This is a genomic window from Vreelandella alkaliphila (genome assembly GCF_016107625.1).
GTDB lineage: Bacteria > Pseudomonadota > Gammaproteobacteria > Pseudomonadales > Halomonadaceae > Vreelandella > Vreelandella alkaliphila.
Window position 1 is genome coordinate 77026 of record NZ_JABASV010000008.1, and the last position, 15154, is coordinate 92179.

General features: G+C 52.1%; 13 protein-coding genes. 10 read left to right on the forward strand and 3 right to left on the reverse strand.

What is annotated here, in order from left to right:
* The first annotated feature begins 36 nt into the window (after positions 1 to 36).
* The 5 genes from JFC11_RS13090 to yidD all read left to right on the forward strand — a co-directional run bounded on the left by JFC11_RS13090 (position 37) and on the right by yidD (position 3849).
* Positions 37 to 1560 carry an inactive transglutaminase family protein gene (locus JFC11_RS13090; RefSeq protein WP_198349718.1) on the forward strand — a complete coding sequence of 508 codons (1524 nt, stop codon included), beginning with the start codon at positions 37 to 39 and terminating at the stop codon, positions 1558 to 1560.
* Positions 1557 to 2555, forward strand: coding sequence for an alpha-L-glutamate ligase-like protein (locus JFC11_RS13095; RefSeq protein ID WP_198349719.1), 999 nt, complete (start codon positions 1557 to 1559; stop codon positions 2553 to 2555). Before JFC11_RS13090 ends, JFC11_RS13095 begins: the two co-directional genes overlap by 4 nt.
* A 31-nt stretch (positions 2556 to 2586) precedes the next feature.
* On the forward strand, positions 2587 to 3036 hold the full coding sequence (locus JFC11_RS13100; protein ID WP_038484256.1) for a transcriptional repressor: 450 nt from the start codon (positions 2587 to 2589) through the stop codon (positions 3034 to 3036).
* Positions 3036 to 3503, forward strand: coding sequence for a phosphoribosyl-AMP cyclohydrolase (hisI, locus tag JFC11_RS13105; RefSeq protein WP_198349720.1), 468 nt, complete (start codon positions 3036 to 3038; stop codon positions 3501 to 3503). The genes JFC11_RS13100 and hisI overlap by 1 nt, the downstream gene beginning before the upstream one ends.
* A gap of 70 nt (positions 3504 to 3573) precedes the next feature.
* Positions 3574 to 3849, forward strand: a complete 276-nt coding sequence (yidD, locus tag JFC11_RS13110; protein WP_232482913.1) for a membrane protein insertion efficiency factor YidD — start codon at positions 3574 to 3576, stop codon at positions 3847 to 3849.
* A 26-nt stretch (positions 3850 to 3875) separates the two neighbouring features.
* Here the strand turns inward: yidD and JFC11_RS13115 are convergent, their stop codons facing one another.
* Complete coding sequence (locus JFC11_RS13115) at positions 3876 to 4292, reverse strand: SufE family protein (RefSeq protein WP_038484250.1); 417 nt, start codon at positions 4290 to 4292, stop codon at positions 3876 to 3878.
* A 38-nt stretch (positions 4293 to 4330) separates the two neighbouring features.
* Positions 4331 to 5554 carry a tyrosine-type recombinase/integrase gene (locus JFC11_RS13120; RefSeq protein WP_232482905.1) on the reverse strand — a complete coding sequence of 408 codons (1224 nt, stop codon included), beginning with the start codon at positions 5552 to 5554 and terminating at the stop codon, positions 4331 to 4333.
* A gap of 176 nt (positions 5555 to 5730) precedes the next feature.
* On the opposite strand from JFC11_RS13120, the gene JFC11_RS13125 reads away from it, so the two are divergent.
* Complete coding sequence (locus tag JFC11_RS13125; RefSeq protein ID WP_038484244.1) at positions 5731 to 6765, forward strand: DNA-binding protein; 1035 nt, start codon at positions 5731 to 5733, stop codon at positions 6763 to 6765.
* A gap of 103 nt (positions 6766 to 6868) precedes the next feature.
* Here the strand turns inward: JFC11_RS13125 and nfuA are convergent, their stop codons facing one another.
* Positions 6869 to 7480, reverse strand: coding sequence for a Fe-S biogenesis protein NfuA (nfuA, locus tag JFC11_RS13130; protein WP_038484241.1), 612 nt, complete (start codon positions 7478 to 7480; stop codon positions 6869 to 6871).
* A 286-nt stretch (positions 7481 to 7766) separates the two neighbouring features.
* Between nfuA and metH the strand changes: the two genes are divergently transcribed.
* From metH to JFC11_RS13150, 4 genes are all read left to right on the forward strand, one after another.
* Entirely contained in the window at positions 7767 to 11462 is a 3696-nt protein-coding gene (metH, locus tag JFC11_RS13135) for a methionine synthase (protein ID WP_120386950.1), read from the forward strand.
* Positions 11462 to 12778: an MATE family efflux transporter gene (locus JFC11_RS13140; protein ID WP_198349722.1), complete on the forward strand. Its 1317-nt coding sequence runs from the start codon at positions 11462 to 11464 to the stop codon at positions 12776 to 12778. The genes metH and JFC11_RS13140 overlap by 1 nt, the downstream gene beginning before the upstream one ends.
* A gap of 138 nt (positions 12779 to 12916) precedes the next feature.
* Positions 12917 to 14575: a nitrite/sulfite reductase gene (locus JFC11_RS13145; protein ID WP_038484232.1), complete on the forward strand. Its 1659-nt coding sequence runs from the start codon at positions 12917 to 12919 to the stop codon at positions 14573 to 14575.
* Positions 14562 to 15107 (forward strand): DUF934 domain-containing protein, encoded by a 546-nt coding sequence (locus JFC11_RS13150; RefSeq protein ID WP_095602931.1) that lies wholly within the window; start codon positions 14562 to 14564, stop codon positions 15105 to 15107. Before JFC11_RS13145 ends, JFC11_RS13150 begins: the two co-directional genes overlap by 14 nt.
* Positions 15108 to 15154 lie beyond the last annotated feature (47 nt).

The following is a 15154-nucleotide window of genomic DNA, read 5'->3' on the forward strand; positions in this document are numbered from 1 at the left end:
GCTCTCCCCCGCCGTTTTTCGCTGAAAGGAATCATGATGTCACGGTTGCCATTTTATTTAATCGTTGGATTACTGCTGTTAGTTGGCATCGCCGCCAGTGTACATCGACATGTTCAGTTTGAAATCCCCTGGCTACCCGGTGAGCAGCGCCAAGTGTGGGAAATCGAAGCGGTTATCAATTTTAATGCCCAGGACGGCCCTGTGCAGGTTGATCTAGCGCTGCCTTCTCATCAGGCCGGATACCGGGTTTTGACGGAAAACACCGCGTCTTCCGGCTATGGGCTTGCCTATAAAGCAGATGAACTAGGTCGTCAGGCTGAGTGGACTATTCGCAATGCCGCCGGTAGCCAGCAGCTTTACTATTCAGTGCAGATGCTTGTTTCGCCAGATGCGCGCTCACCCGTGCAAACGCCACCAGAATTATCGACCGTTCCGCCCTGGGAAAGCCCGTACGATACTGCCGCTAGCCAATTAATTGATCGCGCTTGGGCGCGTAGCGCCAATAACGCCACCTTTGCGAGAGAATTGATTTTAGATATTAATGGCGAACGCCAAGGGGAAAATGCACGACTACTCTTAACCCAGGAACAGCCATCGCCACTTATTGTGCGTTTGTTGAACCAAGCGGATGTTCATGCAAGGGAAGTCAGTGGCCTATTGATGGAAGATGGTCGTCGTCGACAAACCCTCAGCAGTTGGATCCAAGTGTTCGACGAATCTGCCGAAACGTGGACGCTATTTAACCCGACTACCGGCGAGCAAGGAAAACCCGACAACCTTCTGCTCTGGGAAACAGGTGGTCGCGCGGTGCTAGAGGTCCAGGGCGGAACCAATTCGCGGGTCACCTTTTCAATGTTGACACATTACCAACCGGCTTCTGCGGCGGTTCGCAATCACTACTCTGATGACACACTACTCAACTTTTCTATCCATAGCCTTCCTTTGGAAGAGCAGGCACTTTTCCAAACGATTCTGCTGATTCCCATTGGCGCGCTGGTAGTGGTGTTTTTGCGCGTGCTGGTTGGGGTAAAAACGTCGGGCACGTTTATGCCGGTGCTGATTGCATTAGCGTTTATTCAAACTACCCTGCTAACAGGCTTAATTGGCTTCCTGCTGATTGTGGCCATGGGCTTGATCATTCGTAATTATCTTTCATACCTCAATCTATTGCTGGTAGCGAGGGTTTCGGCGGTCATCATCACGGTCATAGCAATCATCTCAATTTTCACTGTCATTGCTTATCGTATGGGCCTAAGTTCGGGGTTAACCGTCACATTTTTCCCAATGATCATTCTGGCGTGGACGATTGAGCGGATGTCGATTCTTTGGGAAGAGGAAGGGCCAAAGCAGGTACTGGTTCAAGGCGGAGGCAGCCTCTTAACCGCTGTATTAGCGTTCCTTGCCATGAACAACCCCTGGGTTCGCCACATTACTTTCAACTTCCTTGGCGTTCAGTTCATTCTGATGGCGCTCATCTTGTTGCTTGGTAATTACACGGGCTACCGTTTATTGGAGCTACGCCGTTTTAAGCCAATTACAGATGAAGAGAAATCATCATGAGCTGGCTAAAGAACTGGACGTGGCCGACACGACTTAGAGACAAGGGAATTATCGGCATGAATCGGCGAAATATTCGCTACATTGGCCGCTATAATTCCCGACGCTTATATCCGCTTGTTGACGACAAGCTGAAAACCAAGCTTCTTGCGCAGCGTTACGGCATTACAACGCCAGAACTCATTGGTACGGTAACGACTCAGTTTGGTGTCAAGCATATCAGTGAGATGCTGAGCGGCCATTCAGGCTTTGTGATCAAGCCAGCCAAAGGCAGTGGCGGAAAAGGCATACTTGTTATTGAAAAGGTACAAGAGGGTATCTTTATCAAGCCAAGCGGTGTCAGTTTGTCGATTGAAGATATTGAGCGCCATGTTTCGAACATACTTTCTGGTCTCTATTCGCTAGGCGGCTCACCGGATGTCGCCGTCATCGAAACGCTGATCAATTTCGATGAAAGCCTGATGGCTTATACCTATGAAGGCGTACCGGACATTCGAGTCATCGTGTTTAAAGGGTATCCTGTCATGGCCATGATGCGGCTCTCTACCGCGGCATCAGATGGGAAAGCCAATCTTCATCAGGGGGCTGTGGGTGTTGGGTTGAACATTGCCACAGGCGCGGCTCTGCGCGGGGTGCAGTTCGACCGCCCATGCTTCAGCCACCCCGATACAGGTCACGACTTGGCAAGTCTGGTTGTCCCACAGTGGGATACTCTGCTCCACTTGGCAGCAGGCTGCTACGAGATGACCGGGCTTGGCTATCTTGGCACCGATATGGTACTGGATAGAAAGCATGGCCCCATGCTGCTTGAGCTTAATGCGCGCCCCGGGCTTGCTATCCAAATGACCAACGGAGAAGGGCTTCGTCGCCGGCTTGACCTGATTGAACACCAGCCTGACGGTGTTCCCGTCGCTGAGCGGGTAGCGTTTGCACAGCACCACTTTGCCCGCCAAAGCGAACTCGTAGAAACGCCTGACACTTCTTCGGCGACGGCGTAGACTACGCATATACCGTTCAACGAGTGCCCTAATGACAGAAGCTAATACGCTATTACAACAAGCGGAATCCCAGTGCCATACCCGAGGCGTGAGATTTACTCCTATTCGCCGCCGAGTATTGGAACTGATTGCTGAGAATGGTGGCGGCCTAAAAGCGTATGACTTGTTAGACCAGCTATCCACTGAGCATGCCGCAGCAAGACCTCCCACGGTTTACCGTGCTCTAGACTTTCTTATCGAGCAAGGTCTCGTTCATCGTATAGAGTCACAAAATGCTTACGTTGCCTGTGCTTGTCCCGAGCATGCCCATGGCTTTCAGCTGTTGATTTGTCGTCACTGTGGCTACGTTGAAGAGCTTCACTTAGATGAAATAAGCGCCCAATTGGCTGAATTAGCCAAACGCCAAGGGTTTAACGTTGAGCGCCAAACGATAGAACTTCAAGGCTTGTGCCAAAATTGCCGATCTGCGAGTAATGAGTAATGTCACGTTTTGACCAATTAGCCCCGAGCGACCTATTCAAAGCTTTAGAGTCTGCCAGCCCTTCCGACACGTTGCCCGGGACGGAAACCCTTCTTGATGCAGTGCGCTTCAACGAACAAGGCTTGCTGCCTGCCATTGCCCAGCAGTTTGATTCGGGTGAAGTGTTAATGATGGCATGGATGAACCGCGAGGCACTCGAAGAAACGCTAGCAACGCAGCGTGTTTGCTACTACTCACGCTCGCGTAAAAAGCTCTGGCGTAAAGGTGAAACCTCGGGTCAACAACAGCAGCTGAAATCTGCGGCTCTCGACTGCGATGGTGACACGCTATTACTGCAAGTCGATCAAACTGGACCCGCTTGCCACACCGGTCGACGCAGCTGTTTTTACTTATCGGTAAGTGAAGAGCGTGCGACGATTACCAGCGAACCGCTTATCGACCCAGCGGCACTTTACGGCAAGAAATAGTGGTAAAAGAAAAGTGGTAAAGCTGCTATCCCAAGCAAAGCACGGGGCCTTGAAGGCACTCGCCATCGTCATGATTGGCTGTATCAAGGTCTATCAATACACCATTAGCCCCCTACTGGGGCCGCGCTGCCGCTTCTGGCCAAGCTGCTCCTCCTATACCGTTGAAGCCATTCAAGTGCATGGCCCTTTCAAAGGCGGCTGGATGGCGATAAAGCGTATTATGCGATGCCACCCAGGCAGCGCCGGTGGCATCGATCCCGTGCCTGGTGGCAGAAGCGAGCAACTGTGTCGTGAAGACCCCGACTTAACAGCGTCGCCGCATTCAAAGTGCGACCATCATCACTGATAAAGCTTTCCAATGCGCGTTTACAATTAAGACTGTTTTGCCACCTGGTAAATACGCTCCAACATGGCATGCAAGCCATTACTGCGGGTAGGTGATAGGTGCTTATCCAAACCTAAATCTTTCAAAAAGTGAGGCTCGGTTTGGCTAATCTCATCAGGTGTGCGATCACTATAGATTCTTAGCAGCAACGCAATCAGTCCTGAAACGATGGCCGCATCCGACGTTGCCTTGAAGATAAGCTTGTCGCCCTGCCCTTCGTGACACATCCACACGTTAGATTGGCAGCCCTGAATCTTAAACTCTTCAGTTCGCTGCTCCTCCGGAAAGTCAGGCAGTTGCTTCCCCATATCGATAATGTATTGATAACGATCCATCCAGTTATCAAATATTTCAAACTCTTCGACCAGTTCTTGCTGGGCCAGCTCAGCGCCTGAAGTTGCCATGGCGTTTCCTTTGGGTTGGTGTCTCAATATCATGCCTATTATAACGGGTCAGAAGGCGTTTTTGGGGCTGTTTTCAAGCGATGACGCTGCTGCTCTTGGTGCCATTCATTATCTTCGGTGTGTAAGTAGCGACTCGTCGTATCCAGTTTAGAATGACGGGCACTCTCGGCTAAATGGCGCAGGCTTACCCCCGATTGCGCTTGATGTGTAATCGCCGTATGTCGCAGCCAGTGGGGTGTTGCACGACGCAGCGCGTTCACATAGGCAGGCTTGCCATTTTGCGCTTCTAACGCGTCAGCCGCATCGCTAAATACACCTTTAATCAGCCGGTAAAGTTGGTTATCGCTAATGCCGCGACGTTTATCTAGCGCACGGATAAGAGGGTCGGGTTCGTGATAACTGGGCAGACCTGATAATCCAAGCGCTTCCCGCCATTCGAGCACGCACTCAAGCATGTCATCGGGCACCGGAATACGTGCAAGCTTACTCCCCTTACCGACCACCACCCACCACCATCGCCCCTCGCTTTCCTGAAAGTCACCCATCCGAGCGTTAGCCATTTCACTAATACGAGGCGCTAGTAGATAAGCGAAGCAGAATATAAATCGTCGTCGCGCTTGCTCATACGCTTCTCGCTCACTAGCGTGCCCGACTGGCGCATTCAGCCACTGCCAAAACCATGCCCAAAGATCTCGTTCTAGATAACGCTCAATGGTTTGAGCCTGGTTATTCAGCCGCCTAGCCTTGTCGCGCATTAGCACAAATGGATTATGGCGTACCCACCCAGCTTCCACTAGCCAGCTAAACAAGCCCTGCAGAATAATCAGACTTTGCCGCCGACTTGCAGGCGAGAGCCCACCACGAAAAGGTCGCCATTGCGCATGATAGCGAGGCTTACTTGCCCCCACCCACTGCTCAGCTGGCTGAGGATCTGCCAAAAAAGCCTCGTACTGGCGCAACATTTCACGATTCATATCGCATAACGACGTGTTATGGCTGGACAGCCAAAGCAGCAGGCGCTCCGCCTCTCGGCGATAACTTTTCAATGTCTGAGGGCTGTCTTGATACTCCCTAAGCCACGCAGCAACAGCCTCAACGTCGTTTTGAGCATCAATTAACTGCGTGTCAGTTCCCGGGGGGGCAGGCACGGAAGACTTAGCCAGCAAATCAGGCCAACCGCCCTTTTCTAGGCCTTTATATGCTTGTTCTTGCTGTTTCGCGACCTCTCCGGGCATCTCTGCGTTTCCCCATGTCCACTGCATGATTTTTCAATGGGTTAAGTGTGCTGTTATCAGCGTTAAAATTCAAGATTATGGCAGTAATCTTGAATTTATAGCGATGAATGTAAATAATATTACGTTTTATGTATTACGTAATTATTGTAATTTTAACCAAACCCTACGAAAATAGCGCTACCAATCTGACAGGGATAAGCACCATGGCTCGCAGCGGGATTCAATACAGTGATGTTCAGCAAGCAATCGATACCCTGCTCGCTCGCGGCGACACCCCTAGCGTGCAACGCATTCGCGAAGTACTGGGAACTGGCAGCTTCACAACAATCAGTGAGCATTTCCGTAATTGGCGTATTGAACGAGAGCAAAATCGCGATGTTCCGCCACCTAAGGGCGTTCCAGAAGTCATCGTTAACGTCGCAACCGAGCTATGGCGCGAGGCGCAAGAGGTCGCCAATCAAGCGCTCATCCACTATCGCGAAGATGCTAAACGGCAGGTAGAGAGCGCCCAGCAGGAAGCCGCCGAAGCGGTTCAGCAGACAGCCAATGCGGAACAACGCGAAAGCGCCCTTGCAGAGCATTTGCGACATACAGAACAGCGCTTGGAGACACTTAATCGTGAGCTGGCCGCTAGCCAAGCGAGCGAGCATCAGTGGCAGCAACAGGCAGAGCAAGCCACCCAAGATGCTAAGCGATACCAGCAGTTGCTTACCCAGTCTGAGCATGACGTAGCTTCGCTGAAAGAGCGCTTCACTGAGGAGCTGCAACAACGCCAAGCCGCTTGGGAACAGCGCATTGCTCAGGAAGAGCAGCGTAACGAAGCAGCAGAAGGAAAACTGATGGCGTTGCTAGACACGCTAAGACAAGAGCGTGCCCAAGAAGAAAAAGCACTACAAAAGCGCCTACTCCAGTTCGAGCAGCGCTCAGACAGCTTGGCGAAAGAGCTTCAGCTCAAAAAAGACACATTGCAGCACTACCAGTTAGACAACAGCAGCTTGCAACAACGAATTGACGAGCTTGAGCGCAACAATATATCGCTAAAAGAGCTGCACTCCAGCCTGCAGAGCGAGCTCGATAAGGCCCACCAAGCACTAGAACAGCAGCACAAAACGGCGCTTCAGGACGAAAACTGGCAGCAACAGCTTTGGCAACGAATGGAAGCCCTTCAGGCACAATTAACAGCGCTGCCCGAGACGCTCTCCTCGCAAGAAAAAGAAGATAATCCACCCAACGAATGATCTAGCACTTATAACCTATTACTCACAACCTACCACTCATAAAAAAAGCCCAGCAGATTTCTGCTGAGCTTTTCGAAGCGAACACGGTGCCACCAACAGTGCGTTAGCGGTAGTAAGCGTTCGTTGTATCCGTGTGATCGGTCACGTCACGGATACCCGCTAACTCAGGAATCCGCTCCATCAGCGTTTTCTCAACGCCATCTTTAAGCGTTAAATCTACCGCTGCACAACCTTGGCAGCCGCCACCAAAAGCAAGGATCGCCACCTTGTCTTCGGTCAGCTCTACCAGTTTGATTTCACCACCGTGGGCCGCCAGTCCTGGGTTAATCTCACTGTAAAGCGTGTAGTTGATGCGGTCTTCCAGCGGGCTGTCCGCGTTAACTTTAGGCATTTTCGCGTTAGGAGCCTTGATGGTTAACTGGCCGCCCATACGATCCGCGTTAAAATCAACAACCGCCTCGTCTAAAAACGCCAAACTGTTTTTATCGAGAAATACGTTAATTTTTTCAAGCTCAAGCTTAACGTCAGTGGGTTCTTCTTCACCTGGACGGCAATAGGCTAAACATGTTTCCGCGTAAGGCGTGCCGGGTTGGGTGATAAAAATACGCACAGCAATGCCTTCAACATTCTGCTTTTCCAACAGTTCAGCAAGATATTCCTGAGCACTGTCAGTAATATCAATACCTTGGGTATCAGTTTCGATAGTCGCGGTCATAAGGGATGTTATCCTCCCGTGGTTGTGGCTTGGCCACATCACATGTCATTTATAACTATTTCATTAACGCCTATGGTAAGCAAAACTGCTCGCCAGCACAATCCCGACTATTTTAGTAGGCTATTGCCTATGTATATGAGCGCGACTCATTAAGATACTGCAATAACTTCACGCCCTTACTTGCTGCCCTATGGTGTGCCCTTTGTTATGATAGGCGCCGCTCACACTATGACGACGACTATAAAAAATATCCTTTCGACTGAGACGCTGGAGATTCCCCCCTGCCATGGCTGCTAGTGATTTGACTGCTTCCCTCACCCAACGCCTTTCCCAACGTATCCTGATTTTGGACGGCGGCATGGGCACCATGTTGCAGAACGCCGAACTCAGCGAGGACGATTTCCGTAGTGACCGCTTTCGTGACTGGCCCTCGGATCTTAAAGGTAATAATGACCTATTAGCACTTACCTGTCCGGACTTAGTGGCACGTATTCACCGCGACTATCTAGAAGCTGGCGCGGATATTATCGAAACCAATACGTTTAATAGCACACGTCTTTCTCAGTCAGACTATGGCATGGAAGATTTGGTGCCTGAGCTAAATCGTGAGTCGGCACGTTTGGCGCGTAATGTCTGTGACGCCGTGGCTGCTGAAACGAATATCCCGCGGTATGTCGCCGGGGTACTTGGGCCAACCTCACGCACCGCATCTCTGTCGCCAGATGTCAACGACCCTTCTAAGCGCAATGTCACCTTCGACGAGCTTCGCGAGAACTATTACGAAGCTGCTAGTGCGTTAATCGAAGGCGGTGCCGATCTTATTATGATCGAGACTATCTTTGACACACTTAATGCCAAAGCCGCTATTTATGCGCTTGAAGAGTTGTTTGATGACCTGAACACGCGGCTGCCGGTGATGATTTCCGGCACCATTACCGATGCGTCAGGTCGCACGCTTTCTGGTCAAACCACCGAGGCATTCTGGAACTCTGTTCGCCACGCCCAGCCGCTCTCGGTTGGCTTGAACTGTGCTCTAGGTGCGGAAGAGCTGCGCCCTTACATCGAAGAGCTTTCCACTAAAGCCGATACCTTTGTTTCTGCGCACCCCAATGCGGGTCTACCCAATGAGTTTGGTGAGTATGACCAAACCCCAGAGGAAATGGCGGCCATTGTCAGCGAGTTCGCAGAAAGTGGACTGGTCAATATTATTGGGGGTTGCTGTGGCTCAACCCCTGAGCATATTCGTGCCATCGCTGAGGCAGTCAGCTCGATGGCGCCCCGCAAGGTTGCAAAGCGTAGTCATGCGTGCCGTCTGTCTGGCTTAGAGCCCTTCAACATTGAAGCCGACGCGCTGTTTGTCAATGTCGGTGAGCGCACTAACGTGACCGGCTCGGCACGCTTTAAGCGGCTGATCGTCGAAGAAGACTTCACCACCGCGCTTGAAGTCGCCTTGGAGCAGGTCGAGAACGGCGCGCAAATTATCGACATCAACATGGACGAAGGCATGTTGGAGTCCCAGGAAGCGATGGTTCGTTTCCTGAATTTAATCGCTGGTGAACCCGACATCGCTCGCGTTCCGATCATGATCGACTCCTCCAAATGGGACATCATCGAAGCGGGCCTTAAGTGCGTTCAAGGCAAGGCGGTGGTTAACTCTATCTCGCTGAAAGAAGGCGAAGCCGCGTTTCGCGAGCAAGCCACCAAGTGTCGCCGCTTTGGCGCCGCCATTGTGGTCATGGCGTTTGATGAAGAAGGCCAAGCAGATACCTTTGCGCGTAAAACCGAGATTTGTGAACGCGCCTACCGCTTACTAGTCGATGACATTGGTTTCCCGGCGGAAGATATTATTTTCGACCCTAATATCTTTGCTATCGCGACCGGCATAGATGAACACAATAACTACGCCGTCGATTTCATTGAGGCTACCCAGTGGATCCGTGAGCACCTGCCTCACGCGATGATCTCCGGTGGCGTATCGAACGTCTCGTTTTCATTTCGAGGCAATAACCCCGTTCGTGAAGCTATTCACTCGGTATTCCTTTATCACGCCATTCGTGCAGGCCTCAGCATGGGTATCGTCAATGCGGGCCAATTGGCGGTTTATGATGACTTACCCGCCGAGCTGCGTGATGCGGTAGAAGACGTCGTACTCAACCGCCGTAGCGATGGTACCGAGCGACTGCTTGACCTTGCCGACAAGTACAAAGGCGATGGCAGCGGTGCGGCCAAAAAAGAAGACCTGGAGTGGCGCAGTTGGCCGGTTAATAAGCGTATCGAGCATGCGTTGGTTAAAGGCGTAACTGCATATATAGAAGAGGACACCGAACAGGCTCGCGCCGAGGCCGCCAGGCCCATCGAGGTGATCGAAGGCCCGTTAATGGATGGTATGAACGTGGTTGGCGACCTGTTTGGTGCCGGCAAAATGTTCCTACCCCAGGTGGTTAAGTCGGCTCGCGTCATGAAGCAGGCGGTTGCCTACCTGATTCCCTATATCGAAGCGGAAAAAAGCGAAGAGACCAAGGCTAAAGGTAAGATCGTAATGGCCACGGTTAAAGGCGATGTTCACGATATCGGCAAAAACATTGTTGGCGTGGTGCTGCAGTGTAATAACTATGAAGTTATCGACCTTGGCGTGATGGTGCCCACCGAAAAAATTCTTCAAGCCGCTCAAGACCATAATGCTGACATCATTGGGCTTTCAGGACTGATTACCCCATCGCTTGATGAGATGGTGCATGTTGCTAAAGAAATGAAGCGTCGGGGCATGGATCTGCCGCTGCTCATTGGTGGTGCCACTACCTCCAAAGCCCATACAGCCGTAAAAATTGAGCCACAATACGATCACCCCGTGATTTATGTAACCGATGCCTCCCGAGCGGTTGGCGTTGCAGGCCGTTTACTGGCGCCGAACCTTAAAGCCGCCTACGTTGCAGAGATTCGCGAAGAGTACGAAAAAGTGCGCGAGCGTAACGCCAAACGTCGCCCTAAAGCCGCAGACCTGGACTATACCCAAGCCCGTAAACGGCGCTTTCGCACGGATTGGAACAGCTTTACTCCAGTAAAACCTCAGGTGTTGGGTCTAAAAACTTTCGATAACTACGACCTTGAAGAGCTGGTTGAACGCATCGATTGGACACCGTTCTTTATGAGCTGGCAGCTCGCTGGCAAGTACCCCAAAATCCTTGAAGATAAGGTAGTCGGCGAAGCTGCACGCAATTTGTTTGCAGATGCCAAAGTGATGCTGCGCAAGCTAATCGACGAAAAGCGTGTTCAAGCGCGCGGCGTCATTGGTCTGTGGCCCGCCAACAGCGTCGATGACGATGTCATTGAAGTGTATGCCGATGAAAGTCGCACCGAAGTAGTTGAGCGTTTGCACCACATTCGCCAGCAGACCACCAAAGGGCGTGACGGTATTTGCTACAGCCTTGCGGATTTTATTGCGCCTAAAGAGAGCGGCAAAGCCGACTGGATTGGTGGCTTTGCGGTTACCACAGGCCATGGGGTTGATGAACTTTCCAAAGCCTATGAAGCAGCTGGTGACGATTACAATGCCATCATGGTGCAAGCATTAACCGACCGTTTGGCAGAAGCGTTTGCCGAGCGCATGCACGAGCGCGTGCGCAAAGAGTTCTGGGGCTATGTGCCGGAAGAGACGCTGGATAATGACGCGCTAATTGCCGAGAAATATCAGGGTATCCGCCCTGCTCCCGGTTACCCAGCCTGCCCTGATCATACCGAAAAGGCCACGCTGTTCCGGCTGCTTGATGCGACAGAAAATACCGGCTTGGCACTGACCGAGAACTTCGCTATGTGGCCTGCGGCGGCGGTCTCTGGCTGGTACTTCGCCCACCCCCAGTCAAAATACTTCTCCACTGGAAAAATCACCCGGGATCAAGTGGAAGCGATTGCGCAACGCAAGCAGATGCCGTTAGTGGAAATGGAACGCTGGCTCTCTCCGGTACTCTCTTACGACCCTAGCTAATGTCAGCAGTGGGCCGCCGCCAAGGTAAGGTCATACGCTTAGCCTTACCTATCATGCTGGGCATGCTCTCACAGAGCATGCTCAACCTTATTGATGCTGCGCTGGTAGGCCATTTAGGCCAAGAGGCATTGGCAGGTGTTGGTATCGGCGCCTATGCCATGTTTATGATGACGGCATTGGTTTTTGGCCTCTCTTCCAGCGTCCAGTCGCAAACCTCTCAAGACCTGGGCTCAGAACACTTCCCGCTAACACGCTCACTTCACTCTGGCTTGCTGATCGCCGTTATGGTCGGTATTCCATTATCGTGTCTCGCGTGGTGGCAGGCTCCCCGGTTAATACAATTAATTAAGCCAGCAGATGATGTGACGACCATTGCCGTGGAGTATTTCCGCTGGCGCGTTGTATCGTTAGCCGCGATTGCCTTAACACTTTGCTTTCGCGGTTACTGGAACGGCCGGCAGCACACGCACCTTTACCTGCGTATTATCGTCATTGTGCATGTGTTCAATGTGATCGCTAGTGCAGGATTAATTTATGGCATTGGTGGCCTTCCAGCGCTGGGTGCCAATGGTGCAGGTATTGGCACGACGCTTTCGCTACTGCTGGGACTGATTATTTGGGCTTACGTGACGTATAACGCCCACGCACTTACCCGACAGAAGCTGACATTGCGTTCATTACAGACCACACTATTTTTGGCTATCCCACACTCACTGCAACAAGTATGGTTTGCCGCCGGCTATGTGGTGCTGTTCTGGCTATTAGGTAGGATGGGCACGCAGAGTGTCGCTGTCGGCCATGTGCTAGTGAATCTATCGTTGCTACTTATTTTACCTGGAGTCGGGGTGGGTGTTGCGGCAATGAGCTTGGTCGGTGAAGCGTTAGGGCGCGATGATCAACAGGCAGCACACCGCTGGGGAATCGACGCATTAAGCGTCGCTGGTTTGCTGCTGACAGTGTTGGCACTCCCTATGCTGTTGTTCCCAGCAACTGTTCTGGCTATTTTTTTTGAAGATCACTCACTCATTCAGTTAGGCACTCTTCCCTTACAAATTACTGGCCTAATGATAGTGCTGGATGCTGCCGCACTGGTGCTGGCCCAAACGTTAATGGGCGCTGGCGCTCAGCGAACAGTGATGTTGCTTACTTTGAGCATGCAGTGGCTAGTGTTTCTGCCACTGGCCTGGTGGGTAGGCATTGAGTTGGAATATGGGCTACTCGGTGTATGGCTAGTGCAGCTTTTCTACCGTGCGCTCAATTCCAGCAGCTTCTTATGGGTGTGGCAGCGTCGACGCTGGCTAGCTCAAGAGCTATGACTTATAAATCCCAAATACCATTTAGCGATAAAAAGATAATTATATATTCTTTTGTAGAATATGACGCCCGCGTTAAGGTGACGGCACATTACCGTCCGTCTCGACGTGACCATTTCGCTTTTAGCAGGATCGTGCCACATGTACCGTTATGATATTCACGACCAAACGTTGGTTGACGAGCGCGTCGCTCAGTTTCGTGACCAAATGGACCGCTACCGCGCCGGGCGTTTGGGAGAAGAAGAGTTTCGCCCGCTGCGGCTCCAAAACGGCCTGTATATTCAGAAGCATGCGCCAATGCTGCGAATCGCCATCCCCTACGGCATGCTGGCAGGCAAGCAGCTTCGCGCGTTAGCGGACATTACCCGCCGCTATGACCGTGGCTATGGCCACTTCACGACTCGGCAAAACTTGCAGCTGAACTGGCCCGCATTGGAAGACGTGCCCGATATTTTGGCTGACCTCGCCAAAGTACAAATGCACGCTATTCAAACCAGCGGCAACTGCATCCGCAATACCACCAGTGATCAGTTTGCCGGTATCGCGGGGGATGAAGTGGAAGACCCACGCCCTTGGTGTGAGCTAATTCGTCAGTGGTCAACCTTACATCCAGAGTTCGCCTACCTGCCGCGCAAATTTAAAATTGCTGTCAGCGGTGCCGCCCAAGATCGCGCAGCTATTCAAGTGCATGACATCGGCCTGCGGCTATGGCGTAACGAGGACGGCGACGTACGCATTAAAGTGCTAGCAGGTGGCGGCCTTGGCCGCACACCGATGATTGGCGACGTGGTGCGCGAAGACCTTCCCTGGCAGCATCTGTTAACGTATTTGGAAGCGTGTGTTCGCGTGTACAACCAATTTGGTCGCCGCGATAACAAGTTTAAAGCACGTATTAAAATACTCGTCAAAGCGCTCGGTATTGAAGAGTTTCGCCGCCGCGTTGACGAAGAGTGGGCGCATCTTAAAGATGGCCCACAAACACTCAACCAAGCAGCGGTTGATGCGGCCAAGATTCACTTCCCTGAACCAGAGCGTCGTCCGGTTGCTGAGAGCGCCATTGCCGATTTCGAACAGTTACGCAGCGAAAATCGTAGTTTGGCCCGCTTTGTGACGAATAACGTCACCGACCACAAAGTCCCTGGTTATAAAGCAGTGACTCTTTCACTTAAGCGCCGCGAACACGCGCCTGGTGATGTCACCGCGGATCAGATGGAAGCCGTCGCCGACCTGGCCGATCGCTATAGCTTCGGTGAAGTGCGCGTGACCCACGAGCAAAACTTAGTGCTGTCTGACGTTCCCGTCGATGAGCTGGAAGCACTCTGGAAAGAGCTTGATGCACTGGGCATGGCCAATCCGACTGTAGGTACGCTGAACGATATTATCTGCTGCCCTGGCGGCGACTACTGTGGCTTGGCCAACGCGGTCTCGATTCCCATCGCTCAAGCACTACAGGAGCGGTTTGAAGACCTGGACTTCCTCTATGACCTTGGCCCACTGGATCTGAATATTTCAGGCTGCATGAACGCCTGTGGGCATCACCACGTTGGTCACATCGGCATACTTGGCGTCGACAAAAAAGGCGAAGAGTATTACCAAATCTCGATTGGTGGTAACTCAACTGACGATGCCTCGTTAGGTAAAATCCTAGGGCCCTCTTTCTACCGCGAAGACGTGCCGGACGTTGTCGATAAGGTACTTCAAGTCTATGTGGCCGAACGTCACGCAGACGAGCGGTTCCTCGACACCTATCGCCGTATTGGCTTAAAACCCTTTAAGGAGCGTGTTTATGCCCAGCAATGACACTCAGACTGACGCGGTTGAGCTCACGCCGGTACATGTCGACCATCTGATCGCTGATGGTGAACTGGCAGCAGAGAATGCCTGGTGTGTGTCCTATGACGCTGACACGCTCCCTGAACAGCGTCCCGCCTTTGTGCCGCTGGCACTCTGGCAAGCGAATCAGGACGATGCCGAGCTAGCACCGCTGCTTTCAAGTGATACCGAGTTAACCACGGAGCTTGGCCAGCAGCTAAGCAGTACCAGTGCGGTTGCCATTGATTTCCCGGCATTTACGGATGGACGTGGCTACACGCTTGCTCGTTTGCTTCGCGAACGCTACGGCTATACCGGTGAGATACGTGCAGTCGGTGATGTGTTGGTCGACCAGTTGGATTACATGCGCCGCTGTGGCTTTACCGCCATGGCTCTGCGTGATGATCAGCATCCAGACGACGCTATCCGTGCGTTAAACATGTTTAGCGTTCGCTACCAAACCGATGTTGAGCAGCGCCAAGCATTGTTCGAACGCCGCCTGGCGGACACCAAGCAGTAACCGCAAACGGTATCGAGATAGAATTAGAGATAGAAAGGGCAGTTCCT

Excerpts from the sequence above, each read along its gene's own strand:
- JFC11_RS13100 (WP_038484256.1), top strand. The coding sequence starts at position 2,587 with ATGACAGAAGCTAATACGCTATTACAACAAGCGGAATCCCAGTGCCAT.
- JFC11_RS13125 (WP_038484244.1), top strand. The coding sequence starts at position 5,731 with ATGGCTCGCAGCGGGATTCAATACAGTGATGTTCAGCAAGCAATCGAT.
- JFC11_RS13115 (WP_038484250.1), bottom strand. The coding sequence starts at position 4,292 with ATGGCAACTTCAGGCGCTGAGCTGGCCCAGCAAGAACTGGTCGAAGAG.
- JFC11_RS13090 (WP_198349718.1), top strand. The coding sequence starts at position 37 with ATGTCACGGTTGCCATTTTATTTAATCGTTGGATTACTGCTGTTAGTT.
- JFC11_RS13120 (WP_232482905.1), bottom strand. The coding sequence starts at position 5,554 with ATGCAGTGGACATGGGGAAACGCAGAGATGCCCGGAGAGGTCGCGAAA.
- yidD (WP_232482913.1), top strand. The coding sequence starts at position 3,574 with ATGATTGGCTGTATCAAGGTCTATCAATACACCATTAGCCCCCTACTG.
- JFC11_RS13140 (WP_198349722.1), top strand. The coding sequence starts at position 11,462 with ATGTCAGCAGTGGGCCGCCGCCAAGGTAAGGTCATACGCTTAGCCTTA.
- JFC11_RS13150 (WP_095602931.1), top strand. The coding sequence starts at position 14,562 with ATGCCCAGCAATGACACTCAGACTGACGCGGTTGAGCTCACGCCGGTA.
- JFC11_RS13145 (WP_038484232.1), top strand. The coding sequence starts at position 12,917 with ATGTACCGTTATGATATTCACGACCAAACGTTGGTTGACGAGCGCGTC.
- metH (WP_120386950.1), top strand. The coding sequence starts at position 7,767 with ATGGCTGCTAGTGATTTGACTGCTTCCCTCACCCAACGCCTTTCCCAA.
- JFC11_RS13095 (WP_198349719.1), top strand. The coding sequence starts at position 1,557 with ATGAGCTGGCTAAAGAACTGGACGTGGCCGACACGACTTAGAGACAAG.
- hisI (WP_198349720.1), top strand. The coding sequence starts at position 3,036 with ATGTCACGTTTTGACCAATTAGCCCCGAGCGACCTATTCAAAGCTTTA.
- nfuA (WP_038484241.1), bottom strand. The coding sequence starts at position 7,480 with ATGACCGCGACTATCGAAACTGATACCCAAGGTATTGATATTACTGAC.